This is a genomic window from Agrobacterium pusense (assembly GCF_013285525.1).
GTDB classification, from domain to species: domain Bacteria; phylum Pseudomonadota; class Alphaproteobacteria; order Rhizobiales; family Rhizobiaceae; genus Agrobacterium; species Agrobacterium pusense.
This window is the reverse complement of record NZ_CP053856.1, coordinates 1113945-1135123: the sequence shown is the minus strand read 5'-3', so window position 1 is coordinate 1135123 and position 21179 is coordinate 1113945. Positions and strand designations below refer to the sequence as shown.

The window sequence follows — 21179 nt, the reverse complement described above, 5'->3', positions numbered from 1 at the left end:
ATGTCCATACTCGACAAACACGGCGTCATCGAACGTAACGCCACCCTGCTTCTGGTCGGCTCGCTGCTGGTGGTCTCGATCGGCGGTATCGTTGAAATCGCACCGCTCTTCTACCTCGAAAACACCATCGAGAAGGTGGAAGGCATGCGGCCCTACACGCCGCTGGAACTGGCCGGGCGCAACATCTACATTCGCGAGGGATGTTATGTCTGCCACAGCCAGATGATCCGTCCGTTCCGCGACGAGGTGGAACGTTACGGGCATTACAGCCTGGCGGCGGAATCCATGTACGACCATCCGTTCCAGTGGGGTTCGAAGCGCACCGGGCCTGACCTGGCGCGCGTGGGTGACCGTTATTCGAACGAGTGGCACGTGCAGCATCTGGCTGATCCACGCTCGGTGGTGCCGGAATCGATCATGCCGTCCTATGCCTTCCTCAAGACAACGCCGCTCAAGATCACTGACATCTCCATGGAGCTGAAGGCCAACCGTGCTGTCGGTGTGCCCTATAGCGACGAGATGATCGAGAAATCCGCGGCCGATCTCGCCGCCCAGGCGGACCCGAATGCGGATTCGTCGGAACTGCTGGCGCGCTATCCCAAGGCCAAGGTCGGCGATTTCGACGGCGATCCGGCAAAGCTCACGGAAATGGATGCGCTGGTCGCTTATCTCCAGATGCTCGGCACGCTGGTCGATTTCTCGACCTATGACGATGCCGCCGGTTACCGGTGAGGAGGCGGAACGATGGAAACCTACACGGCCATGCGCCACTTCGCCGATAGCTGGGGCCTGCTTGCCATGACCCTGTTCTTCGCCGGCGTCGTCATCTTCACGCTTCGCCCAGGCTCGAAAAGGGCCGCGGACGATGCGGCCAGCATTCCGCTCAGGGAGGACTGAACATGTCCGAAAAACACATCGATAAAATCAGCGGCGTCGAAACCACCGGCCACGAGTGGGACGGTATTCGCGAATTGAACAACCCCATGCCTCGCTGGTGGGTGTGGACATTCTACGCCACGATTGTCTGGGCCATCGGCTACACCATCGCTTTTCCGGCATGGCCGCTGATTTCAGGTGCAACCCAGGGCGTCCTTGGCTGGAACAGCCGTGCCGAAATCGCCGCGGACCTGGCCGATGCCAGACAGTCTCAGAGCATCTATGTCGACAAGATCGCCAACTCGGCGCTTGCCGACATCCAGGCGGATCCGACGCTGATGCAATTTGCCCTTTCGGGCGGTGCTGCCGCGTTCAAGGTCAATTGCATTCAGTGTCACGGTTCTGGCGCGGAGGGCGGGCAGGGTTATCCCAACCTCAATGACGACGACTGGATGTGGGGCGGCAGCGTCGATGACATCTATACGACGGTGAAGCACGGCATCCGCTTTCAGGATGATCCAGACACACGTGCTTCGGAAATGCCGGCCTTTGGCGATATACTGCAGCCGGATGAAATTCGTCAGGTTGCCGCTTATGTGTTCAGCCTCACGGGAACGCCTTCCAACCCGGTGCTGGTGGAACCCGGAAGGCAGCTGTTTGCCGACAATTGTGCCTCTTGCCATGGGGAAGATGCCAAGGGCAACCGTGAATTCGGTGCACCCAATCTTGCCGACGCCATCTGGCTGAAATCTCATGGCGAGGAGGGGATCGTTTCGCAGATACGCTCTCCCAAGCATGGCGTCATGCCCGCCTGGGGTGAGCGCCTCGGTGACACGACGGTCAAGCAGCTTGCGATCTTCGTGCACTCGCTGGGCGGCGGCGAATAAGAGCGTCTGAGCAAAAGCAGGGGCCGCATCATGCGGCCCTCGACTGTTTCCATTCTTCTTCGATGATGCAGCTCGGCTGCGGGCGGAGAAAACCGGCGCTCGAGCCGCGAGGCGTCCCGCCCCTCAGGACGTGACCTTATCGAGCGAGCGTTCGATGCGCTTTGCCGCTTGCCAGAGATCCTCCATCCTTTCGAGGCTTGCTTCCTCCAGCGTCTCGCCATTTTCGCCAAGCGATTTTTCGATGTGGTTGAAGCGCCTGCGAAATTTCGTGTTGGTGCCGCGCAGCGCGTTTTCCGGATCGGCCTTGACGTGACGGCCGATATTGACGAGGGCGAAGATCAGGTCGCCCAGTTCATCTGAGACCTTTTCAGGCCTTCCTTCCTCCAGCGCTTCGCGCAGTTCGGCGATTTCTTCTTCGATCTTGTCGAGAATGGGGGCGGGGTCCGACCAGTCGAAACCGACGCGCGCCGCCTGCTCCTGCAGTTTGAGCGCTTCGGTCAGCGCCGGCTGGCTGCGTTGCACGCCGCCGAGAAAGCCGGCCTTGAAATCCTCCGTGATGCCCCGGCGCGCACGGCGCGCTGCGCGCTCGCGTTTTTCCTCGGCCTTGATCCGGTCCCACTGCAGCTTGACGCTGTCGGGCGTATCGGCCTCGGAGGCGGCAAAGACATGCGGGTGTCGGCGGATCATTTTCGAGGTGACGGCATGCACCACATCGCCGAAGGCAAACTCACCGCGCTCTTCGGCGATACGCGCATGAAAGACGACCTGCAACAGAAGATCGCCCAGTTCTTCGCAAAGATCGTCCATGTCCCTGCGCTCGATGGCGTCGGCGACTTCATAAGCCTCTTCAATCGTATAGGGCTTGATCGTCTCGAAGGTCTGGACGACATCCCACGGGCAACCGGTTTCCGGCTGGCGCAGGGCTTCCATGATCTCGATCAGGCGGGAAATGTCCTTCGAGGCTTCCATATGCTCAAACCTTCGCTTGTGTTTATGCCGGTCCGGCCGTCCAGTTCCGCGCTTAATTCAGAGGAATATCGTTGCCGCCCTTCGACGACTGATAGCTGGTGGACAGATCGTCATAGGCCGCCTTGATGCGGGCGGTCTGCGCCTTCAACGTGCTTTTCAGCGGATCCTCCTCGACTTCCACCAGATCGGTGATGAAATACGAGTTCCAGAAAGCGTTGTTGCGGCGATAGCCGCCCGGCTCCAACCCGAAGACTTCCTTCAGGATTTTCAGATCATGCGGGATAGCGAAAGCGTCGCGCGAATCCTCGTGGCTGAAGAAGGAGTAGAAATTGTCGAAACCGGCCCAGGTGATGGCGGACATGCACATGGTGCAGGGTTCGTGGGTGGAGAGGAAAATCAGGTCCTTCGTATTCGGCTTTTCGCCCAGTTCGTAAAACCGCTTCAGCGTATGCACCTCGCCGTGCCAGAGCGGATTTTCCAGCTCGTTGTTGGTTTCCGCAACCACCAGCGACAGGTCGGACTTACGCAGGATTGCCGCGCCGAAAACCTTGTTGCCAAGGCTGACACCGCGCGCCGTCAATGGCAGGATATCGTGTTCGATGACATCAAGAAGGCGAGCGGAAAGTGGCTGGCTGGTCAAGGGTGCGGTCCTTCTTGCCGCTTGTATAAAGCGGTCTTCGCATGGAAAACAGATGGCAAATTGTCTTCCCTTGTTCGGCGCGGGGGCCGGGTTTGTCAAGGGATTCGCGCTGCGCTTGGAAGCCTCCAGGCGTGCGGGAAACAGAGGCCGGTTTGTTTTCCTCCAAAACCGGGGTGTTCGAGAAATAAAAATCCAGGTGCCGGAAAGGCTTGAATTTCTGTTTCTTCAATCTTGCGCCGCGATGCGGGATATATGTCCAATGCACAACGAACATGATTTTTCCGCTGCCGGCGATCGCCTTTCAACCTTCCCCGCATTCTTCCGGGTCGAGGGCAGGCAGGTTGCCGTCTTCGGAAATGGCGATGAGGCCTTCGCAAAGGTCAGGCTTCTTGCCAACACCTATGCGCATATCATTGCCTATGCCGACGAGCCGGAGGCTGATTACGCAGTTTATCTCCGCGAACACGGCATCGATCATCGGCCTCATGCTTTTGCCAGCCATCTGATCGATGGTGCGACCCTGGTTTTTGCTGCAACTGGTGAGGCTGTTCTGGACAGGGACATCGTTGCTGCCGCGCGTTCCCGGAAAATCCCCGCCAATGCGGTGGACCAGCCGGAATTCTGCGATTTCTTCACGCCGGCGCTCGTGTCCCGGGCACCCGTCGCGGTGGCTATCGGCACCGAAGGGGCGGGGCCGGTGCTCGCGCAGATGATCCGCGCGCGCATAGACCAGATGCTGTCGCCTTCACTTGGCAAGCTCGCACATCTTGCCGTGCAGTATCGCGGTGCAGCGGAACAAACCGTACCGAAGGGCGCGTTGCGGCGCAATTTCTGGCGGCGATTTTTCTCCGGTGCGGTTGCGGATGCCGTCGCCGTCGGCGACGCTCCGGCCGCCCATGAGGCTGTCGACCGTCTTCTGCGGTCGCCCGAACGCAGCGAAGGCCGCGTATGGCTTGTCGGCGCAGGGCCCGGTGCGGAAGATCTTCTGACGCTGCGCGCGCAGCGCGTTCTGATGGAAGCCGACGTCATCGTTTACGATGCGCTGGTGCCGCAGGCGATCATCGATATGGGCCGTCGCGACGCCGAGAGGCTATCGGTCGGCAAGCGCAAGGGCTGCCATAGCAAGTCGCAGGACGAGATCAACCGCCTGCTGGTGCGTCTCGGCAAGGACGGCAAGCGCGTCGTACGCCTCAAATCCGGCGATCCCCTGGTTTATGGCCGTGCGGGCGAGGAGATGGCAGCGCTGCGCGATGCCGGCATCGCTTACGAGATCGTGCCTGGCATCACGTCGGCCTTCGCCGCCGCTGCGGATTTCGAACTGCCGCTGACGCTGCGTGGTGTCGCCTCGTCGCTGATTTTCACCACCGGTCACGATCTGACAGGCGATGTTCTGCCCGACTGGGCCCGGCTTGCCGTTTCCGGTGCGACCATTGCCGTCTATATGGGCCGCAGCGTCGCTGCCTCGGTGGCCACAAGGCTTATCGAAGCGGGGCTCGGTGTGGAAACCACCGTCGCCGTTATCGAAAACGCCAGCCGCGCGGATCGCCGCCTGCTGCACGGAACATTAAACGATCTGCCCGACCTTGAACATCGCGATGAACTGACCGGTCCGGTCATGGTCATCATCGGCGATGCGGTGGCGGGCGCCAATTTCGACAGGTCCGAGGCGCTTGCGCTTGCCGGAAGGCCGGCGGACCTCAAACGGGAGTATGTAAATGGCTGACAAGGTTTTGACCGCCAACCGCCTGAGCGATGGCATTGCCGTCTGGCTCGACGCCAACGGCGAATGGACGGAAAACCTGCAGGGCGCAATCGTCGCCCGCCATGCGGAAGCGGTCGCCTCGTTCGAGGAGATCGGCAAGCGGGATTTTTCCGCCAACAAGGTCGTTGACGTTAATATCGTCGACGTTGTGGAAGAGAACGGCAAGCTCTGGCCGACGCGCCTGCGCGAGCGCATTCGCGCCGCCGGCCCGACCGTGCACTATGCGACCGGCTACAAGCCGGCCGATGCAGCATTTATCGCAGTCTGAGGAAGAATATGTACCGTTACGACGAGTTCGATCACGCATTTGTTGAAGGCCGCGTGGCGCAGTTTCGCGATCAGGTGGAGCGCCGGCTATCCGGTGAGCTGGCCGAGGACGCATTCAAGCCATTGCGCCTGATGAATGGTGTCTATCTTCAGCTGCACGCCTATATGCTGCGCGTCGCCATCCCCTACGGTACGCTGAATTCCAAGCAGATGCGAATGCTGGCGCATATTGCCCGTAAATACGACCGGGGTTACGGCCATTTCACCACCCGTCAGAACATCCAGTATAACTGGCCGCGCCTCTCTGATACCCCGGATATCCTCTCCGAACTGGCAAGCGTGGAAATGCACGCGCTGCAGACCTCTGGCAACTGCATTCGCAACGTCACGGCGGATCATTTCGCTGGCGCTGCGGCCGACGAGGTTGCTGATCCGCGTCCTTATGCCGAGATCCTGCGCCAATGGTCTTCCGTGCATCCGGAATTTTCGTTCCTGCCGCGCAAGTTCAAGATTGCAGTGACGGGTGCCGAACGCGATCGTGCGGCCATTCAGGTTCACGATATCGGCCTGCATCTTAAAAAGAACGACAAGGGCGAGATCGGCTTTGCCGTTTATGTCGGTGGTGGACAGGGGCGCACGCCGATGATCGCCAAGAAGATCCGCGACTTCCTGCCGGAAGAAGATCTCCTGTCCTATACCACGGCCGTGATGCGGGTTTATAACCTGCATGGTCGTCGCGACAACAAATACAAGGCGCGCATCAAGATCCTCGTGCATGAGACGGGTGCGGAAGAACTGGCCCGTCAGGTCGAGGTCGAATTTGCGGAACTCAAGAACTCCGAATTGAAGCTGCCGGATGCCGATATCGCCGCCATCACCGCCTATTTCGCGCCGCCGGCGCTGAAGGACCGGCCGGAAGGCTGGGAAAGCCTGGCGCGCTGGAAGCGGGCCGACGAGGGCTTTGCCCGTTTTGTCGAGCAGAACGTCGCCCCGCACAAGCATCCGGACTACGGCATGGTAACGATCTCGCTGAAGCCGATCGGTGGCATTCCGGGCGACGCGACGGATGAGCAGATGGAGCTGGTCGCCGATATTGCCGCGGAATATGCCTTCGACGAAATCCGCATCAGCCATGAGCAGAACATCATCCTGCCGCATGTGGCGCTGGCTGACCTCGAGCCGGTCTATCGTGCACTTGTAGGCGCGGGTCTTGCGACCGCCAATGCCGGGCTCATCACCGATATCATTGCCTGTCCCGGGCTGGATTATTGCGCGCTTGCCAATGCGCGCTCCATTCCGGTGGCGCAGGAAATTTCCACCCGCTTCGGTTCGCCGGAGCGTCAGGCGGAAATTGGTGAGCTGAAGATCAAGATTTCCGGCTGTATCAATGCCTGCGGCCACCACCATGTCGGTCATATCGGGCTGCTGGGCGTGGAAAAGAAGGGTGCGGAACTCTACCAGATCACGCTTGGCGGATCGGGTGACGAAAACACCTCGATCGGTGAGATCATCGGTCGCGGCTTCGAACCGGAAAAGGTGACCGACGCGGTTGAAACCATCGTCGACACCTATCTCGGGCTTCGTCTTTCAAAGGAAGAGAATTTCCTTGAAGCCTATCGCCGCGTCGGGCCGCAACCGTTCAAGGATGCGCTCTACGGTTCCGCCGCCGAAGCCGCCTGAGGAGAATGTCATGACGAAAATCTGGACCCGCGACGGCTTCGTGGAGAACGATCCCTGGGTGATCGAAACGGAAGAATTAAAAGCGGTGGCCGAGCAGAAGCCCGTGCTGCCGCTTGCCGATTTTCTGGTTCGTGCGGCCGAAAGCAACGATATCGGTCTCGGGGTGCTGATTGCGCCTGCCGATGATGTGACCCGGCTGGAACCTTATCTCGACCGTATCGAGCTTGTCGCGGTGAGTTTCCCGGCTTTCAATGACGGCCGTGGTTTCAGCCACGCGTCGCTGCTGCGCAGCCGCCTCGGTTTCACAGGCGAGGTGAGGGCGATTGGCGACGTGCTGATCGATCAGGTGCCGCTCATGCTGCGTACCGGCTTCACAAGCTTTGCGGTGACGAATGGTACGGCGATCCGCCGCCTGTCCGAAAATCGCCTGCCGGAAATTCCGGTCTATTACCAGCCGACGGCCAGGCCTGCGAGCGACGGCGAGGCTTATAGCTGGCGTCGGCGTGCGTCTCTGTGACACGTTGCACGGAAATATGAGTTTCTGATACATATTTCCTACGCACATGGCAGTATTGACATTCTCATGCCTTCAAACCGGAGCAGAAATGGTATAATTGCCCGGTCGGAGAATGTCGCTCATCGAATAGAATGGACGGAACCTAAATGAACGCGCCAGCCAAGACGGAAGATTTCGCGATCAAGATACCCGATGGTGTTTATGCCGAGACGGTTTTGTCGGTGGAACATTATACGGATCATCTGTTCCGTTTCCGCATGACGCGTCCGGCCGGCTTCCGTTTTCGTTCCGGCGAATTCGCCATGATCGGCCTGATGGTCGGCGACAAGCCGATCTATCGCGCCTATTCCATCGCCAGCCCCGCCTGGGACGAGGAGTTGGAATTTTTCTCGATCAAGGTCCCGGATGGCCCGCTGACCTCCCATCTTCAGGCGATAAAGCCTGGCGATACCGTTTTGATGCGCAAGAAGCCGACAGGCACGCTGGTTCTCGATGCGCTAACGCCCGGCCGACGGCTTTACATGTTCTCCACCGGCACCGGCATTGCGCCTTTCGCGAGCCTGATCCGCGATCCCGAGACCTATGAGAAGTTCGAAGAGGTCATCCTCACCCATACCTGCCGCGATGTCGCCGAACTGAAATACGGTTTCGATCTGGTCGAGGAAATCAAGAACCACGAGTTCCTCAGCGAGATTGTCGGCGACAAGCTCAAGCATTATGCCACGGTGACCCGCGAAGATTATCCTTTCCAGGGCCGCATCACCACGCTGATCGAAAACGGCAAGCTGTTTTCCGATCTCGGCGTACCAGCGCTCGATCCGGCCATTGACCGCGGCATGATCTGCGGTTCCTCGGCGATGCTCAAGGATACCAAGGAACTGCTTGAGAATGCCGGTCTTACCGAAGGCGCCAACAACAAGCCTGCCGAATTCGTGATCGAACGCGCTTTCGTCGGCTGACGGAACACGGTCTACGACATAAAAGGAGGCCAGATGGCCTCCTTTTATGTTTGCGCCGTTACTGCCTTCCTTGAGACAGGCCATCATTATTCTGTTTAGGCGCTATCTCGTTGCGATAGAGCAGGAAAAGCCCGATGGCGATTGCCGCAATGCCGCCGCCGACAAGGTGCGACAGTGAATAACCGCCCTTCGTCACCAGCCAACCTGCGACGACATTGCTGAATGACGCGCCGATGCCTTGAACCATCATGACGCTGGCAAGACCGACATTAAAGCGGCCCGTGCCCTTCAAAATTCTCTCCACCGCAACCGGCGTGACTATACCGAGCAGCCCCGCTCCGACACCGTCCAGAAACTGGACGGGGAAAATGACCCAGAAGTCCGTAAAGGCGGAAGCGAGAACGCCGCGGATCGGCAGTGCGACGAGCGCGATGATAAAGACGGTTGAGAGACCGAAACGTCGTATCAGCCAAGGGGCCATGGCGGCGACGAAAATCATTGCAAATTGCGCGACGCCGGTAATGATCGCAGTGGTGCGGAAGGGTGTCTGAAGTTCGATGGCGAAATCCTGCGCGATCAACCGGCCCATCGGCGCGTTGCCGAAGTGGAAGACGAGCAGGATGATGGCCAGAAAGATAAGTCCGCGTTCCTGCAGCAAGACCGCGATGCCGGATGGACCGGGTTCGCCCCTGTCTTCGCCAAGGCCGCGCGCCACCTTGTGGTCGATGCGTTCGGGGTCGATGGCCGCCGTCGCGACCAGAGCACCCGCAGCGGTCAGCAGCATCAGGCCGATGATGCCGTCCATGCCGAAGAAAGTGACGACGACATAAGTCGCGAAGAGCGATGCGAAATTGCCGCCGTGGTTCCAGAACTCGTTGCGCGAAATCTGATGGGAAAACAGGCGCTCGCCGACAAGGCCGAGCGTGAGGCCGGCAAGCGCCGGGCCGACCACGGCGCCGACGACGGCCGTCATGATCTGGCCGGTCCAGACGATCCAAACATCGGGAAAGATCAAGGTGATCAGCGCGCCGATGGTCACGAGGACGACGGGTATGGCAATCAGCGTCCTTTTCCACGTCGTTCCATCTACCAGGGCGCCACAAAGCGGCGTGGCGAGCAGACCCACAAGGCCGCCGACCGTGGCGATCATGCCCAGCGAGATCGAAGACCAGCCCCGTGTCGCCAGAAATGCATCCAGAAACGGCCCGAGACCGTCGCGGGCGTCGGCGAGAAAGAAATTCAGTGCAGCGAGGGCAAAAAGCGTGCGATCCGAGATGCCACCGCTATGCGGCAGGCCGCCGGAAGGAAGGCGGCCGTGTGGTGCCGCAACGCCTACAGTCGTCATGAAAATACTCCGAGAAATATGCAGGGAATCGAAAAATTGATCGAGGCTGGCGAGAAACATCTGTGCCCGCATTTGGTTGCATTGGCACGACATCAGCAGGGTTGTTCCGATATTTTTGCCCGTTGCGGGATTCGCTGGAGGAACGTTTAACGGCATTTGTGAGTTAGGCTTCGTGGAAAAACGGATAATCGCCATGAAGATCAAGGCTCTTGCAGTTTTATTTTCGGTCGGATTGCTCGCGACCCAGCCTGCTTACGCGGACGAGGGCGCTTTTCTCTCCTCGCTGAAGGGCACGTGGGCGGGAAAGGGAACCGTAATTACCCGGATCGGCACACCGCCCATTAACGTCAGCTGCACGCTGAATTCCAACGCGGGATCATCGTCACTCAACATGTCCGGCACTTGCCGCGGTCTTCTGGTGGTAAGGCGCGCGATCGCAGCCGATCTCTCGGAGAAGGGCGGGCGCTATAGCGGCGCCTATACGGGCCCTTCCGGTCGGCCGTCCGCACTATCGGGCACAAGAAAAGGAAACGCCATCAATCTGACGGTGCGATGGAACCGCGATATCAACGGCGACCGCGTTGCCGCCATGACCATCGAAAAGGTCGGTGCCAACGGCTTGCGGCTGCGCACGACCGATAAGGACGGCAGGACCGGCAAGACAGTGGTGACGAGCGACATCCAGTTGGTGCGTTGAAGAGCTTAGGCATAGCATCTCCACTTCTTCAGCTGAATTCAAGCAGCAACGGGCAATGATCCGAGACTTCGGGCTGCATAACGACGTCGAAATGATCAACTTTCACAGCCGGATTGACCAGCAGGTAGTCGGCATATCTGTTCTGCTTGGCGTAATGTGAGGTTCTGGTATCTGTGAAACCGCGGGTCGTGACGAGCTCGACAAGATTGAGTTCATTCAACACGGTAAAGGTTTCGCTGTCGGGCAGGACATTAAAATCGCCGCAAACGATGACCCGGTCGCCATCCTCCGCAATGTTCTTGACGAGGTTCACAAGTCGTTTTGCCTGCGCCAGGCGGGCGGCGGTATCGTGTTTGCCGTCGAGGTCGCGTAACCCGTGCATATGGGCAATGACAGCCGGCTGTCCGGTGGCAAAGTCGAAAAGCCTGATGGCATGGCCGGTGCGTGACCGTGGATGATCGCCATATCCGTCCGCAGAAAAGGTCCCATGGACGAAGCCCTGCGCCTGGGCAACGATGGCGATGGACTTGCGAACGAATGTGGCCAGTCCCCATTGGGAAAAATATCTAGTCGTACCGTGCCAGAGATCACCCTGCGCCGCGGGGCAGAATATCGCGACATGATCCGGCAGGGCATCGGCGACATCGCGGAGGAAATTCGCTCTCTGCGGAAGCTCGATGCCGTGATCACGATAGGTCAACCAATCCTCTTGGGCAGCGGGCGTATGCACCACTTCCTGCAGGCACAAGATATCCGGGTCGGACAGGGAGATATAAGGTAAGAGTTCGTCGTGGAGCTTTCCGCCCCAACCGTTCAGGCAGATAAGGCGCATGCACACTCCATCGCTTGATTGTGTGATCCGATTTAGCATGGAAGCGATGAAGATCAATCACACCCCGTTCTTTTTCACGGTCGGGATTACGCCCACCTGAATGAGGAAGGCCCGAATTGCTTCGGGCCTTAGTCGTTCGAGCCCAGATTGGCGCTGCGGCGCTGCCTTACATTTTCGGCAGCAGCACCTTGTCTATGACATGTATGACGCCGTTGGATTGTTTAACATCAGCGATGGTGACATGGGCGACCGTGCCATTCTCATCGGTAAGTGTGATTTTTCCCATGCTTTCTTTTGCCTTGAGTACGCAGCCGCCGACCGTCTTCACGTCGTGCTCGCCCTTGTCATCCTTGATCATTTTTTCGATGGCGGATGACAGTGCATTGGCTGCAACGACGTGGCAGGTGAGAACCTTGACCAGCTTCTGCTTGTTCTCTGGCTTCAGAAGATCGTCGACCGCGCCTTTCGGAAGGGCCGCGAAAGCCTCGTCGGTGGGTGCAAAAACCGTAAACGGTCCTTTGCCCTGAAGTGTTTCCACAAGTCCGGCGGCCTTTACCGCGGCGACGAGGGTCGTGTGGTCTTTCGAGTTCACCGCATTTTCAACGATGTTCTTGTCCTCGAACATCGCCGCGCCGCCCACCTTGGGGTTCGCGGCATAGGCCGAAACCGTGCCGATGGAAAGAGCTGCAGCCAGCGTCAGGGCGCGAACGGAAAGCTTGTACATCATTATTCCTCCTTGTGACATCCAAGGCCCCGAAAGGTGGCTCTTCCAGCGGCCGCTATCGGTTATCCGTAGCGACACAAGAGACGGAAGCCGGTCTCGCAAAGTTTCAGGCGAGCCGGAAAAAAAGATAAATGGCTGATTTAAAACATGGTCCCGGCGCGCAAACGCCGAGGGTTCGTCCTGCGACGGGACGGAAAACGAAAAAGCCCGGATCGCTCCGGGCTTTCTGGCTCGAACGAAGGACAGCTTATTCGGCCGCCTCGGCATAGGCCTCCATCGGCGGGCAGGTGCAGATGAGGTTGCGGTCGCCATAGACATTGTCGATGCGGTTGACCGGCGACCAGTATTTGTCGATGCGGAATGCGCCGGGCGGGAAGCATCCCTTTTCGCGGCTATAAGGACGGTCCCAATCGCCGACGAGGTCCTCGACCGTATGGGGCGCGTTCTTGAGCGGATTGTTCGTCTTGTCCGCGCGGCCTTCCTCGATGTCGCGGGCTTCCTCGCGGATGGCCAGCATGGCATCGCAGAACCGGTCGAGTTCCGCCTTGGTCTCGGATTCCGTCGGCTCGATCATCAGCGTGCCGGCAACCGGCCAGCTCATGGTCGGCGCGTGGAAACCGCAGTCGATCAGGCGCTTGGCCACGTCATCGACAGTCACGCCGCAGCTGTCTGCCAGCGGGCGGGTGTCGATAATGCATTCATGTGCCACGCGTCCCGTTTCGGATTTGTAGAGCACGTCATAAGCACCCTTCAGCCGCTCGGCGATGTAGTTGGCGTTGAGGATCGCAACCTTGGTTGCCTGCGTCAGCCCTTCGCCGCCCATCATCAGGCAGTAGCTCCAGGAAATGGGCAGGATGGACGGCGAACCGAACGGGGCGGCAGACACCGCACCCTCGCGGCCATCGGTCGCCGGATGGCCGGGCAGGTAAGGGGCAAGATGCGCCTTGACGCCGATCGGCCCCATGCCCGGACCACCGCCACCGTGCGGAATGCAGAAGGTCTTGTGCAGGTTAAGGTGCGAAACGTCGGAGCCGATATCGCCGGGACGGGCAAGGCCCACCATGGCGTTCATGTTCGCGCCATCAAGATACACCTGACCGCCATGCTTGTGGGTGATCTCGCAGATCTCGCGAACCGTCTCCTCGAACACGCCGTGAGTGGACGGATAGGTGATCATGCAGCATGAGAGGTTTTCGGCGTACTGCTCTGCTTTCGCACGGAAATCATCAATATCGATATCACCGTTGTCCCGCACTTTCACCGGCACCACCTTCATGCCCACCATCTGCGCCGAGGCAGGATTGGTGCCATGCGCCGAGGTCGGAATGAGGCAGACATCACGGTGTGTCCCGCCATTGGCGAGGTGATAATTGCGGATGGTCAAAAGCCCAGCATACTCGCCTTGCGCACCGGAATTCGGCTGCATGGAGAAGGCGTCGTAACCTGTGACCGAGCACAGCTTTTCGGAGAGATCGTCGATCATCTCCTTGTAACCGAGTGCCTGATTGGCCGGTACGAAGGGATGGATGTCGGAAAATTCCGGCCAGGTGATCGGCAGCATCTCTGCCGTTGCATTGAGTTTCATGGTGCAGGAACCGAGCGGGATCATCGAGCGGTCGAGCGCCAGATCGCGGTCCGAAAGACGGCGGATGTAGCGCGTCATCTCGCTTTCGGCACGGTTCATGTGGAAGATCGGATGCGTCATGTACTGGCTGGTACGCAGCAGCTCCTTCGGCAGGCGATAGTCCGGCGTGAAATCCGAGACCGAGAAATTGCCGCCGAAAGCGCGCCAGACGGCTTCCAGCGTTGCCGGGCGCGTACGCTCGTCAAGGCTCATGCCGATCTTGGTGGCGCCGACCTTGCGCAGGTTCACCCCTTCCGCGACGGCCGAACGCAGGATAACGCCCTGCATATGGCCGACTTCGACGGTGATCGTGTCGAAGAAGGTCTCCGGCTCGATGGTGTAACCGAGCTTTTCCAGTCCCTTGGCCATCAGCACGGCCTTCTGGTGGGTCTGCTGGGCAATCGCCTTGATGCCCTGCGGGCCATGGAAGACGCCGTACATCGAAGCCATGACTGCCAGCAGCACCTGCGCCGTGCAGATGTTGGAGGTGGCCTTCTCACGGCGAATATGCTGCTCGCGGGTCTGCAGCGACAGGCGATAGGCGCGGTTGCCGCGCGCATCGACCGAGACGCCGACGAGACGGCCCGGCATGGAGCGCTTATGCGCATCCTTGACGGCCATGTAAGCGGCATGCGGACCGCCGTAGCCGACCGGAACGCCAAAGCGCTGCGAGGTGCCGATGGCGATGTCAGCGCCCATTTCGCCGGGAGATTTCAGCAGCGTCAGGGCCAGAAGATCGGCGGCGACGGCGGCAATCGCGCCCGTCTGATGCAGGCGGGAAATCAGGCCGGAGAAATCGCTGACATGTCCGTGCGTGCCGGGATACTGGAAGATCGCGCCAAACACGTCGACCGGATCGAGATCGGTGAAGGGGTTGCCGACAATCACCTTCCAGCCGAGCGGGGCCGCACGGGTCTCGATCAGCGCGATGGTCTGCGGATGGCAATTGGCATCCACGAAGAAGGCGGTCGCCTTGGATTTCGCGACGCGCTGGCACATGGCCATGGCTTCGGCGGCCGCAGTCGCTTCATCGAGCAGCGAGGCGTTGGCGACGTCAAGGCCGGTCAGATCGCAGACCATGGTCTGGTAGTTCAGCAGCGCCTCAAGTCGGCCCTGGCTGATTTCCGGCTGGTATGGCGTATAGGCCGTGTACCAGGCCGGGTTTTCCAGAATGTTGCGCTGGATGACCGGCGGCGTGATGGTGCCGTAATAGCCCTGACCTATCAGCGAGGTCAGGACCTGGTTCTTGTTGGCCGTCTCGCGAAGACGATCCAGCGCCTCACGTTCGGTCAAGGCCGCACCCCAGGTGAGAGGCACTTTTTGACGGATGGAGGAGGGAACGGTGGCGTCGATGAGCGCGTCGAGGCTCTTATAGCCGACGACCTTCAGCATCTCGGCCATTTCCGACGGCGACGGCCCGATGTGACGCCGGTTGGCGAAGTCATAGGGCTGATAGTCGGTGAAATGGAATTCGGTGGGCGTCGTCATTACGCGATCAGCTCCTTGTAGGCTGCCTCGTCGAGCAGCGTATCGGCATCTGCAACGTTGGAAAGCTTGAGCTTGAAGAACCAGCCGGCGCCTTGAGGATCGGAATTGACCAGCGAGGGGTCGTCGACGATGGCCTGGTTGATCTCGACCACTTCGCCATCCAGCGGACAATAGACATCGGAAGCCGCCTTGACGGATTCAACGGTTGCGGCTTCTCCATCCTTGGAGAAGGTGGCACCCACTTCCGGCAATTCGACGAAAACGAGATCGCCGAGCTGTTCAGCGGCGTGGCTGGTAATGCCAACGGTGGCGACATCGCCTTCGAACTTCAGCCATTCGTGTTCTGCAGTAAATTTCAGCATCGTGTTCTCTCCGGAGATGGGATGAAATTATCGTTTGTAGGTGGGCTTGATGAAGGGCAGGGCGGCGACGGTGACGGGCAGATATTTGCCGCGCACTTCCGCGAAGATCGCAGTGCCGGGAGCGGCGTAAGAAACAGGCACGTAACCCATGGCGACGGGGCCTTCGACCGAAGGACCGAAACCACCCGAGGTGACTTCGCCGATTTCCGTCTTGCCTTCAGCATCCGCAAAAAGCTTCGAATGGCCACGAACCGGTGCCTTGCCCTCGGGCTTCAGGCCGACGCGGCGGCGCGATGTACCGTCCTTCAGTTCACCAAGAATGCGTTCCGCGCCCGGGAAACCGCCTTCGCGATCACCGCCGGCACGGCGCGCCTTCTGGATCGCCCATTCCAGCGATGCTTCGATGGGGGAGGTCGTGGTGTCGATGTCATTACCGTAAAGGCAAAGGCCTGCTTCCAGGCGCAGGCTGTCACGCGCGCCAAGTCCGATGGCTTCGCAATCGGGATGTTCGAGCAAGGCCCTGGCGATCTCTTCTGCCTTGTCTGCCGGCACGGAAATTTCAAAGCCGTCTTCACCGGAGTAACCGGAGCGGGAGACGATGCAGGCAACATCGTGCAGCGGCACCTCCTGCACGTCCATGAATTTCATCTCGGAAACGCCCGTCCAGAGTTCGGCCAGTACCTCCTCGGCGCGGGGGCCCTGCAGCGCGATCAAGGCGCGGTCCTCGAGAAGGGTGATTTCGCAGCTGTCTGAAAGATGCGCCTTCATATGGGCGACGTCGGCATCCTTGCAGGCCGCGTTGACGACGACGAAAAGGTGATCGCCGCGATTGGTGATCATCAGATCATCAAGAATGCAGCCCTTGTCGTCGGTGAAGAAACCGTAGCGCTGGCGGCCTTCCTTGAGGCCGAGAATATCCACCGGCACCAGCTTTTCCAGTGCCTGTGCGGCATCTGAGTTGTTGCCGGACTTTGCCTTCACAATCACCTGACCCATGTGGGAGACGTCAAAGAGGCCGGCTGAGGTGCGGGTTTGAAGATGCTCCTTTAAAACGCCGGCCGGATATTGCACGGGCATGTCGTAACCGGCGAATGGCACCATGCGGGCGCCAAGCGACAGGTGCAGGGAATGAAGCGGCGTGGTTTTCAGCGCGGCGGTATCGTCCAAGGACGCCTCCAGGGTTGCGCGAGCAATCGCGCGGGCTCAGGTCGTGGCGCAGATGCGCCGGTTCAAGAGCCCCCTCTGTCCTTGTCGCCTGAGATTGTTATCCCTTCGGCGAGCCGTCCTTATGAAAGGTGGCTTCTCTCCAGAGTTCCGTCGTCATCGCTGGTCCTTTTGCCTGAGAGTTTCCGGGGCGGTTGCTCCTTCGGCACCGCATTGAAGCGGTTTCTCCCAACGATGATGCGACGCTCATTATCTTCGAAGACCCGCTATTGGCAAGGACCAAATGACGCATCTGAACAGATTCTTGCTCCATCTGCGCCATCATCCCTCATCTCTCTCGCAACGACGTTTTGATATTGTCGTTCCGTCATCATTCCAACGAATGGGAATGGCGGTGGAAAGACGCCGTCATTCCGATTTTTTTGCCGGCAGACCCTTGCGTTTCGTTGAGGCAAAATCCTCAAGTTCCTTTTCCGTCATGGACTTCTCCATGCTTTTTGAAGCACCTTTTAAACTGGATTTCTTCGTTTCGCCCCTTTTGGCGGCGAGTGCTGCACCCGCAGCTTTCTGCTGGGCTTTCGATTTGGCAGGCATGTCATGTCTCCCTTAAACGATCCGTGTTGCAGGAAAATGCCGCCTTGCGGCGATTGTTCCTCATACACGTCAAGCCTGCGGCAAAATTCCCCTTTGAAATCGAAGGGAAGCGCTATATCGCATGAGATCATGGGCGCACATCGAAAAAGACGGCTGACGGGGATCGAGAAAATGCTTCGCATTTTCTGTGCAACCCTGATGCTGTCGCTCGGTTTTGCCCACAGGCCGGCGCTTGCCGCAGCCCCCGCAGTCGCGCTCGATGAGAGCTACCGGCTGCCTGATGGCACCTTTGCGGAGATCTGCCTCGGGCATGGCGGCGGGGTGAATGCCTCGCATGCCAAGGAGGGGCCCGCCCATTCGGGCGACGCGATCCTGTTTTGCGAGGCCTGCCTGCTGGCCTCGTCCATTCTTCTGCCGGTCCCCGACAAGGAAAGCTGGCTGAAGACCGAATTTGCCTGGCTTGAGAACCGCCCGTCCACCGATTGGCGTTTCCATCCCGTCCCGACGATCCGCAAACCGGTCGCACGCGGCCCGCCAGCCTTGTCCGCCTGATTTTTCATCTTACAGGATCATCGCCGCCGAACCGGTGGCAAGAAACGGCTGCTTGAACCCGAAAGGCTGGCAGTCGCAGGGACAGACAAATGAAAACCACCAAGATCATCACATCGACCCTTTTTATCGCCGCGGTTTCCACCGCGCAGGCTTTTGCCCACGCCACCTTCGTTGACGGCTCGGCCGAACAGGAAAGCACTGTCGTCGCCGCTCTTCAGGTGCCGCACGGTTGCGAAGGCGGGCTTGCCACGACGGAAGTGCAGATCAAGCTGCCGGAGGGCTTCATTTCCGCCAAGCCGCAGCCGAAGGCCGGCTGGGAGCTGGAGGTCATCAAGGGCGATTACCGGAAGGCCTATAAAAATCACGGCAAGGAGATCAAAAGCGGGCCAGTCGAAATTCGCTGGAAGGGCGGCAATCTTCCGGACGAATTCTACGATACCTTTGCCGTGCAGGGGAAGGTTTCCGGCGTCGAGGTGGGGCAGGAACTACCCTTCAAGGTGACACAGCTTTGCGGCGACAAGGGCAAGGTTTCCTGGGATGAAGTGGCTGCAGCTGGTGTCGATCCCCACTCGCTGAAAAATCCGGCGCCGACCATCAAGGTCACCGCCAAAGCCCATGCGGGCGGCCACGATCACGCGGGTATGAGCATGGATATGGATGTCGTGAAGGCTGGCAATCTCGAAGTGTCTGGCGGCGCGACGAAGGCCATGTTGCCGGGCCAGCCCGTCGGTGGCGGTTATGTGACGATCAAGAATGGCGGCGATAGCGACGACAAGCTGATCGGAGTCGAATCGTCTGCCGCCGGACGCGCTGAAATCCATGAAATGGCCATGGTCAATGACGTGATGAAGATGCGCAAGCTGGATGAGGGCATCGTCATCCCCGCCGGTCAGACCGTGGAATTGAAACCCGGCGGCCTGCACATGATGTTCTTCGACGTGAAGAAGCCCTTTGCCGAAGGAGACAAAGTGCCGGTAACGCTGATCTTCGAAAAAGCCGGGAAGGTCGACGTCATACTGTCTGCGGGAGCTGCCAAGGGCGGCGGCGACCATCAACATAATTGACCAATGAAAAGCGGCTACCGGAACGCGTGACAGGTCCGGTAGCCGCAAGATTTCTCATTTGTCCGGTCTATTGTTTCGGCGCCGCGGCGGAAAACGGATGACGCTCGCTTTTGGTGATTTCCGGAAGCCGGGTGTAGATATCTAGAAACTCAACCTGACACCAAGCTGAATGCCACTCCCGCAACAACAGGGTTGAAATCTAACAAGCGACATCAGGATGTCTGTCTATCATCCTGATTCAAAAGAATATCATCTGCTTTTTGGGGGAGGTTGTTTTCCTCGTATGCCTCCACGGCCTGCTCAAGCGTCGCCTGCGGTTCCTGATGCTGGCTGGCGACGGTCAGGAAATAGAGGGTGAGGGCTGGTGGCTTGATCACAGTCATCATGCCGCGAAGCTGGAAGTCGTCGCTGTTCTCGGCCTTGCGCGCGAGTTCGTGAATGGCCTCTTCGACCTCGCTCCGGCGCGGCACGCGCTGTGACGGTTTTACAGCCTCCAGCGCATAGGCTGCCGTGTTCGCAGAAACGGAAAGAACCTGTGTCATCCAACCTCCGGCCATCGTTGCCGACCTTCAAAAACCGCAGGTTAGCATCTGCGTGTTGTTGGAAGGCTAAATCGCGGAGGCGCAATTTAATCGTATTTTAACAGCTGGCAGTGCCCGGCCAAGGGTTTCGCAGGCGGTTTACGTGGTCTAGAAATCTAAGCGGACCGTGAGGTCCGGCCGTTCCCTCCGGAGATAAATGCATGATCAATATAGTCCTCGTCGCAGCGGGCGGCGCAATCGGTTCCGTCTTCCGTTATCTGGTCGGCGTCTGGAGCGTCCGGCTGGCGGGGGTGAATTTCCCCTGGGGAACGCTTACGGTCAACGTGGTGGGTTCTTTTCTGATCGGTCTCCTGGTGGAGCTCGTGGCGCGACGTCTGAATGCCTCGATGGAAATGCGTCTTTTTCTCGTGACCGGCGTGCTCGGCGGTTTCACGACGTTTTCATCTTTTTCGCTCGATGCTGTCTCGCTTTTTGAACGCGGCGCGCTCGGCCTTTCTGCCGTTTACGTTCTTGCGAGCCTTTCGGTTTCCATCGCTGCGGTTTTCGCCGGGCTGGCCTTGGGCCGCAACTTGTTCTAAAGGCTTGATCCAAACGGCGCGCCGAAGAAACGGCTGCGCGATCAGGACAGAGAGACTGGAAAATTTATGGCAGGTATCGAGCATATCAAGGTCGAGGCCGACGAGGCCGGTATGCGCCTCGATCGCTGGTTCAAGATTCACTATCCGGGGCTTGGGTTCGGGCAGTTGCAGAAGCTGCTGCGATCCGGCCAGGTGCGTGTGGATGGCGGCCGGGTGAAGACGGACGCGCGGGTGCAGCCGGGACAGATGGTGCGCGTGCCGCCGGTCGATTCCGATATGAAGACCAAGAGCGGTCCGATCGGCTCGAAGGACCTCAAACATTCCGCCGATGGCGAGCTGTTGGCACGAATGCTGCTGCATGAAGACGACAAGGTGTTCGTTTTCAATAAGCCTGCTGGCATCGCCGTTCAGGGCGGCTCGGGGGTGACCCGGCACATTGACGGCTTGCTGGAAGCCTGGACCAACCAGAAGGGCGAAAAGCCGCGTCTCGTGCACCGGCTGGATCGTGATACGTCGGGTGTGCTGGTGGTTGCCCGTACCAGAGGTGCCGCGCAAAAACTGACCGCCGCCTTCCGCGAACGCGACACCAAGAAAACCTATTGGGCGCTCGTCAAAGGCGTGCCGCGGAAGCACCAGGACAAGATTTCCACCTGGCTGGTCAAGGAACAGACGATCGACGGAGACCGCATGCGCATCGCCAAGCATGGCGAGGAGGGCGCCGATCACGCCGTGTCCTATTACCGCGTCATCGATACCGCCGCGCAGAACCTCGCCTGGCTGGAAATGGAGCCCTATACCGGCCGCACCCATCAGCTTCGCGTGCACGCGCTGCATATGGGGCACCCGATCATCGGCGATCCCAAATATTACATCGACGATCCAAACTGGGATTTTCCCGGCGGCATCCAGAAGCGCCTGCATCTGCATGCGCGCCATATCGACATTCCGCATCCGAATGGCGGCCGGCTTCGGGTCAGCGCACCCCTGCCGCCACATATGGTACAGACCTGGAACCTGCTCGGTCTCGACGTGGCCGATGGCGATAGGGAAGACTGA

24 protein-coding genes and 1 riboswitch are annotated in these 21179 nt (G+C 59.3%); of the genes, 13 read left to right on the top strand and 11 right to left on the bottom strand.

Translation table 11 applies throughout. The annotated features are described in order from the left end of the window. Genes ccoO through ccoP form a run of 3 tightly spaced genes read left to right on the top strand, consistent with a single transcriptional unit; the run spans position 1 to position 1763 of the window. Positions 1 to 732 (top strand): cytochrome-c oxidase, cbb3-type subunit II, encoded by a 732-nt coding sequence (ccoO, locus tag HQN82_RS05560; RefSeq protein WP_003495954.1) that lies wholly within the window; start codon positions 1 to 3, stop codon positions 730 to 732. 12 nt (positions 733 to 744) lie between these two features. Further along, positions 745 to 897: a CcoQ/FixQ family Cbb3-type cytochrome c oxidase assembly chaperone gene (locus HQN82_RS05555; RefSeq protein ID WP_004441852.1), complete on the top strand. Its 153-nt coding sequence runs from the start codon at positions 745 to 747 to the stop codon at positions 895 to 897. 2 nt (positions 898 to 899) lie between these two features. Continuing rightward, positions 900 to 1763, top strand: a complete 864-nt coding sequence (gene ccoP, locus HQN82_RS05550; protein WP_112765812.1) for a cytochrome-c oxidase, cbb3-type subunit III — start codon at positions 900 to 902, stop codon at positions 1761 to 1763. A 123-nt stretch (positions 1764 to 1886) separates the two neighbouring features. On the opposite strand, the gene mazG is transcribed toward ccoP, so the two are convergent. From mazG to HQN82_RS05535, 3 genes are read right to left on the bottom strand one after another with little or no spacing between them, the layout of a single operon-like run. Continuing rightward, entirely contained in the window at positions 1887 to 2732 is an 846-nt protein-coding gene (mazG, locus tag HQN82_RS05545) for a nucleoside triphosphate pyrophosphohydrolase (RefSeq protein ID WP_037092793.1), read from the bottom strand. Positions 2733 to 2784: 52 nt separating this feature from the next. Further along, entirely contained in the window at positions 2785 to 3372 is a 588-nt protein-coding gene (locus HQN82_RS05540; protein WP_037092792.1) for a deaminase, read from the bottom strand. Next, positions 3338 to 3646, bottom strand: a complete 309-nt coding sequence (locus HQN82_RS05535; RefSeq protein WP_113380309.1) for a hypothetical protein — start codon at positions 3644 to 3646, stop codon at positions 3338 to 3340. The genes HQN82_RS05540 and HQN82_RS05535 overlap by 35 nt, the downstream gene beginning before the upstream one ends. Between HQN82_RS05535 and cysG the strand changes: the two genes are divergently transcribed. The 5 genes from cysG (at position 3632) to HQN82_RS05510 (ending at position 8557) form a co-directional block, all read left to right on the top strand. Further along, entirely contained in the window at positions 3632 to 5095 is a 1464-nt protein-coding gene (gene cysG, locus HQN82_RS05530) for a siroheme synthase CysG (protein ID WP_112765916.1), read from the top strand. The genes HQN82_RS05535 and cysG overlap by 15 nt on opposite strands. Continuing rightward, positions 5088 to 5402, top strand: coding sequence for a DUF2849 domain-containing protein (locus HQN82_RS05525; protein ID WP_004441838.1), 315 nt, complete (start codon positions 5088 to 5090; stop codon positions 5400 to 5402). Before cysG ends, HQN82_RS05525 begins: the two co-directional genes overlap by 8 nt. Positions 5403 to 5410: 8 nt before the next feature. After that, entirely contained in the window at positions 5411 to 7081 is a 1671-nt protein-coding gene (locus HQN82_RS05520; protein ID WP_022556176.1) for a nitrite/sulfite reductase, read from the top strand. Positions 7082 to 7091: 10 nt separating this feature from the next. Further along, positions 7092 to 7598 carry a DUF934 domain-containing protein gene (locus HQN82_RS05515; protein WP_006697437.1) on the top strand — a complete coding sequence of 169 codons (507 nt, stop codon included), beginning with the start codon at positions 7092 to 7094 and terminating at the stop codon, positions 7596 to 7598. A 146-nt stretch (positions 7599 to 7744) separates the two neighbouring features. Next, positions 7745 to 8557, top strand: coding sequence for a ferredoxin--NADP reductase (locus HQN82_RS05510; protein WP_004441832.1), 813 nt, complete (start codon positions 7745 to 7747; stop codon positions 8555 to 8557). A 58-nt stretch (positions 8558 to 8615) separates the two neighbouring features. On the opposite strand, the gene HQN82_RS05505 is transcribed toward HQN82_RS05510, so the two are convergent. Continuing rightward, on the bottom strand, positions 8616 to 9902 hold the full coding sequence (locus HQN82_RS05505) for an MFS transporter (RefSeq protein ID WP_004441829.1): 1287 nt from the start codon (positions 9900 to 9902) through the stop codon (positions 8616 to 8618). A 193-nt stretch (positions 9903 to 10095) separates the two neighbouring features. On the opposite strand from HQN82_RS05505, the gene HQN82_RS05500 reads away from it, so the two are divergent. After that, a complete protein-coding gene (locus HQN82_RS05500; RefSeq protein WP_004441826.1) occupies positions 10096 to 10599 on the top strand; it encodes a hypothetical protein in 504 nt (167 codons plus the stop codon). Positions 10600 to 10627: 28 nt separating this feature from the next. Here HQN82_RS05500 and HQN82_RS05495 read toward each other — a convergent pair whose 3' ends face one another. The 6 genes from HQN82_RS05495 to HQN82_RS05470 all read right to left on the bottom strand — a co-directional run bounded on the left by HQN82_RS05495 (position 10628) and on the right by HQN82_RS05470 (position 17387). Further along, complete coding sequence (locus HQN82_RS05495) at positions 10628 to 11431, bottom strand: endonuclease/exonuclease/phosphatase family protein (protein ID WP_173614627.1); 804 nt, start codon at positions 11429 to 11431, stop codon at positions 10628 to 10630. Between the two features lie 166 nt (positions 11432 to 11597). Next, a complete protein-coding gene (locus HQN82_RS05490; protein ID WP_034498907.1) occupies positions 11598 to 12155 on the bottom strand; it encodes a fasciclin domain-containing protein in 558 nt (185 codons plus the stop codon). Positions 12156 to 12402: 247 nt separating this feature from the next. After that, positions 12403 to 15267 carry an aminomethyl-transferring glycine dehydrogenase gene (gcvP, locus tag HQN82_RS05485; RefSeq protein WP_113380608.1) on the bottom strand — a complete coding sequence of 955 codons (2865 nt, stop codon included), beginning with the start codon at positions 15265 to 15267 and terminating at the stop codon, positions 12403 to 12405. Further along, the gene (gene gcvH, locus HQN82_RS05480) at positions 15267 to 15629 is read right to left on the bottom strand and encodes a glycine cleavage system protein GcvH (RefSeq protein ID WP_004441817.1); all 363 of its coding nucleotides are present in this window, start codon (positions 15627 to 15629) and stop codon (positions 15267 to 15269) included. The genes gcvP and gcvH overlap by 1 nt, the downstream gene beginning before the upstream one ends. A gap of 27 nt (positions 15630 to 15656) precedes the next feature. Beyond that, complete coding sequence (gene gcvT / locus HQN82_RS05475; RefSeq protein WP_037092789.1) at positions 15657 to 16796, bottom strand: glycine cleavage system aminomethyltransferase GcvT; 1140 nt, start codon at positions 16794 to 16796, stop codon at positions 15657 to 15659. A gap of 150 nt (positions 16797 to 16946) precedes the next feature. Next, positions 16947 to 17034, bottom strand: a riboswitch (glycine riboswitch). 167 nt (positions 17035 to 17201) lie between these two features. Continuing rightward, positions 17202 to 17387 (bottom strand): DUF3008 family protein, encoded by a 186-nt coding sequence (locus HQN82_RS05470; protein ID WP_006697443.1) that lies wholly within the window; start codon positions 17385 to 17387, stop codon positions 17202 to 17204. Between the two features lie 171 nt (positions 17388 to 17558). On the opposite strand from HQN82_RS05470, the gene HQN82_RS05465 reads away from it, so the two are divergent. Both HQN82_RS05465 and HQN82_RS05460 read left to right on the top strand, forming a co-directional pair. Then, the gene (locus tag HQN82_RS05465; protein WP_035208902.1) at positions 17559 to 17939 is read left to right on the top strand and encodes a hypothetical protein; all 381 of its coding nucleotides are present in this window, start codon (positions 17559 to 17561) and stop codon (positions 17937 to 17939) included. Between the two features lie 89 nt (positions 17940 to 18028). Further along, entirely contained in the window at positions 18029 to 19003 is a 975-nt protein-coding gene (locus HQN82_RS05460; protein ID WP_112765806.1) for a copper chaperone PCu(A)C domain-containing protein, read from the top strand. A gap of 212 nt (positions 19004 to 19215) precedes the next feature. Here the strand turns inward: HQN82_RS05460 and HQN82_RS05455 are convergent, their stop codons facing one another. Then, positions 19216 to 19545: a hypothetical protein gene (locus HQN82_RS05455; RefSeq protein ID WP_022556168.1), complete on the bottom strand. Its 330-nt coding sequence runs from the start codon at positions 19543 to 19545 to the stop codon at positions 19216 to 19218. Positions 19546 to 19745: 200 nt separating this feature from the next. Between HQN82_RS05455 and crcB the strand changes: the two genes are divergently transcribed. Both crcB and HQN82_RS05445 read left to right on the top strand, forming a co-directional pair. Next, complete coding sequence (crcB, locus tag HQN82_RS05450; protein ID WP_006697447.1) at positions 19746 to 20123, top strand: fluoride efflux transporter CrcB; 378 nt, start codon at positions 19746 to 19748, stop codon at positions 20121 to 20123. A gap of 66 nt (positions 20124 to 20189) precedes the next feature. Next, positions 20190 to 21179: an RluA family pseudouridine synthase gene (locus tag HQN82_RS05445; protein WP_022556167.1), complete on the top strand. Its 990-nt coding sequence runs from the start codon at positions 20190 to 20192 to the stop codon at positions 21177 to 21179.

What these genes read in the sequence shown, in the direction of transcription:
- ccoP (WP_112765812.1), top strand. Translation starts at nt 900, where the DNA reads ATGTCCGAAAAACACATCGATAAAATCAGCGGCGTCGAAACCACCGGC.
- cysG (WP_112765916.1), top strand. Translation starts at nt 3,632, where the DNA reads ATGCACAACGAACATGATTTTTCCGCTGCCGGCGATCGCCTTTCAACC.
- ccoO (WP_003495954.1), top strand. Translation starts at nt 1, where the DNA reads ATGTCCATACTCGACAAACACGGCGTCATCGAACGTAACGCCACCCTG.
- gcvH (WP_004441817.1), bottom strand. Translation starts at nt 15,629, where the DNA reads ATGCTGAAATTTACTGCAGAACACGAATGGCTGAAGTTCGAAGGCGAT.
- HQN82_RS05555 (WP_004441852.1), top strand. Translation starts at nt 745, where the DNA reads ATGGAAACCTACACGGCCATGCGCCACTTCGCCGATAGCTGGGGCCTG.
- HQN82_RS05505 (WP_004441829.1), bottom strand. Translation starts at nt 9,902, where the DNA reads ATGACGACTGTAGGCGTTGCGGCACCACACGGCCGCCTTCCTTCCGGC.
- crcB (WP_006697447.1), top strand. Translation starts at nt 19,746, where the DNA reads ATGATCAATATAGTCCTCGTCGCAGCGGGCGGCGCAATCGGTTCCGTC.
- mazG (WP_037092793.1), bottom strand. Translation starts at nt 2,732, where the DNA reads ATGGAAGCCTCGAAGGACATTTCCCGCCTGATCGAGATCATGGAAGCC.
- HQN82_RS05525 (WP_004441838.1), top strand. Translation starts at nt 5,088, where the DNA reads ATGGCTGACAAGGTTTTGACCGCCAACCGCCTGAGCGATGGCATTGCC.
- HQN82_RS05490 (WP_034498907.1), bottom strand. Translation starts at nt 12,155, where the DNA reads ATGTACAAGCTTTCCGTTCGCGCCCTGACGCTGGCTGCAGCTCTTTCC.
- HQN82_RS05500 (WP_004441826.1), top strand. Translation starts at nt 10,096, where the DNA reads ATGAAGATCAAGGCTCTTGCAGTTTTATTTTCGGTCGGATTGCTCGCG.
- HQN82_RS05455 (WP_022556168.1), bottom strand. Translation starts at nt 19,545, where the DNA reads ATGACACAGGTTCTTTCCGTTTCTGCGAACACGGCAGCCTATGCGCTG.
- HQN82_RS05460 (WP_112765806.1), top strand. Translation starts at nt 18,029, where the DNA reads ATGAAAACCACCAAGATCATCACATCGACCCTTTTTATCGCCGCGGTT.
- HQN82_RS05495 (WP_173614627.1), bottom strand. Translation starts at nt 11,431, where the DNA reads ATGCGCCTTATCTGCCTGAACGGTTGGGGCGGAAAGCTCCACGACGAA.
- HQN82_RS05515 (WP_006697437.1), top strand. Translation starts at nt 7,092, where the DNA reads ATGACGAAAATCTGGACCCGCGACGGCTTCGTGGAGAACGATCCCTGG.
- HQN82_RS05535 (WP_113380309.1), bottom strand. Translation starts at nt 3,646, where the DNA reads ATGTTCGTTGTGCATTGGACATATATCCCGCATCGCGGCGCAAGATTG.
- gcvP (WP_113380608.1), bottom strand. Translation starts at nt 15,267, where the DNA reads ATGACGACGCCCACCGAATTCCATTTCACCGACTATCAGCCCTATGAC.
- HQN82_RS05520 (WP_022556176.1), top strand. Translation starts at nt 5,411, where the DNA reads ATGTACCGTTACGACGAGTTCGATCACGCATTTGTTGAAGGCCGCGTG.
- HQN82_RS05445 (WP_022556167.1), top strand. Translation starts at nt 20,190, where the DNA reads ATGGCAGGTATCGAGCATATCAAGGTCGAGGCCGACGAGGCCGGTATG.
- HQN82_RS05465 (WP_035208902.1), top strand. Translation starts at nt 17,559, where the DNA reads ATGCTTCGCATTTTCTGTGCAACCCTGATGCTGTCGCTCGGTTTTGCC.
- HQN82_RS05470 (WP_006697443.1), bottom strand. Translation starts at nt 17,387, where the DNA reads ATGCCTGCCAAATCGAAAGCCCAGCAGAAAGCTGCGGGTGCAGCACTC.
- HQN82_RS05510 (WP_004441832.1), top strand. Translation starts at nt 7,745, where the DNA reads ATGAACGCGCCAGCCAAGACGGAAGATTTCGCGATCAAGATACCCGAT.